Raw genomic sequence first — 1,304 nt, forward strand, 5'->3', positions numbered from 1 at the left:
TTACTTTCGTGGTGTTCCGCCCCCCATTTATTCCCGGGGGGGTGCGGGCCCCCTCTTTTTTGGGGGGGCGCCCCCCCCGGGCCCCCCCCCTCAACCGCCGTGCGGCGGCGGTCAATTGTGGCCGAAGCTCTTCTGCCGGTCCTTACGGGCGGTGCTCGAAGGGGCCGTCGCCGGGCCGCCCTCCGACTGCATGGCCTGCGACTGCGCGTCCGTCTGGGAGTTCTGCGCCTGCTCACCCGGACGGTCGGCCATCCCGCGGCCCTGGCGCTGCTGCTGCTTGCGGTCGCGGTTCCGGTTCTTAGCCATGGTGCTGTGCCTCCAGTTGGGATCGCCCCCCAAGGGAAGAGCCCTCCGGGAAGAAACACTGACACGCCCGAGCGAAGGTTGCATTTCGGGCAATTACGGTGAGTGAGAAGGGGGGTCTTCGAGGGTAGGCCGTATCCGCCACGCCAGTGATCCAGTTCGGACTGATAACCCCGGTACGGTCGGGCAGACTCCAGTTGAGACCGAAGACAGGAAAACGAGCACGGCTGTGCACGGGGGGCAACCGAGGACCGCTTCAGGAAAGAGGGTGGAACGTGGACCGCTGCGTCGTCCTGGTGGACGCCGGCTATCTGCTGGGCGCCGCCGCGAGCCTGCTTGCCGGGGAGCCAGCCCGGTCCCGCATCTCCGTCGACCACGCGACCCTCATCCAGGGACTGCGCGAGCGCGCCGAAGCCGAGACCGAGCGACCGCTGCTGCGCATCTACTGGTTCGACGGAGCCCCCGACCGCGTCCCCCAGCCCGAGCACCGGCGGCTGCGCGTCATGCCCCGGGTCACCGTCCGGCTGGGTGCACTGACCCGCAGCGACGGCCGCTGGGCGCAGAAGGGCGTGGACGCCGCCATGCACGCCGAGCTGACCGAGCTGGCCCGTAACCGCGCCTGCTCCGACATCGTGCTCGTCACCGGCGACGGCGATCTGCTGCCCGGCCTGATGTCCGCCAAGGAACACGGTGTGGCCGTCCACCTGTGGGCCGTCCAGGCCGCCGACGGCGACTACAACCAGTCGGAGGACCTGGTCGCCGAGGCCGACGAGCGGCGGGTCCTGGACCGCGCCTGGATCACCCGGGCCGTCCGCGCCAAGGACCTCACCGGGGCGTGCGCGCCCGTCTCCGAGCCCCGGCCGGAGATCGCGGCCATCCTCTCCGCCCCGCTGCCCGAGACCGCCGCCGCGGCCGCCGCGGGCGCGGTGAGCGGTGTCTCCGGGGTGCCGGGCGTCCCCGGCGACCTGGCCCCGGGCCGTAACGGCGCCACGCGGCCGGGC

Annotated in this window: 2 protein-coding genes; one reads left to right on the plus strand and one right to left on the minus strand. The window is 71.9% G+C overall.

Annotation, left to right across the window (positions count from 1 at the left end; genetic code table 11):
• Positions 1-111: 111 nt before the first annotated feature.
• Complete coding sequence (locus tag ACFV2X_RS55620; protein ID WP_385631994.1) at positions 112-306, minus strand: hypothetical protein; 195 nt, start codon at positions 304-306, stop codon at positions 112-114.
• Between the two features lie 272 nt (positions 307-578).
• Between ACFV2X_RS55620 and ACFV2X_RS55625 the strand changes: the two genes are divergently transcribed.
• Positions 579-1,304: NYN domain-containing protein (locus ACFV2X_RS55625; protein ID WP_385631996.1), on the plus strand; the 726-nt coding region annotated here is incomplete at its 3' end.

This window comes from Streptomyces sp. NPDC059679 (assembly GCF_042734105.1).
Classification (GTDB): domain Bacteria; phylum Actinomycetota; class Actinomycetes; order Streptomycetales; family Streptomycetaceae; genus Streptomyces.

What these genes read in the sequence shown, in the direction of transcription:
- ACFV2X_RS55620 (WP_385631994.1), bottom strand. Translation starts at nt 306, where the DNA reads ATGGCTAAGAACCGGAACCGCGACCGCAAGCAGCAGCAGCGCCAGGGC.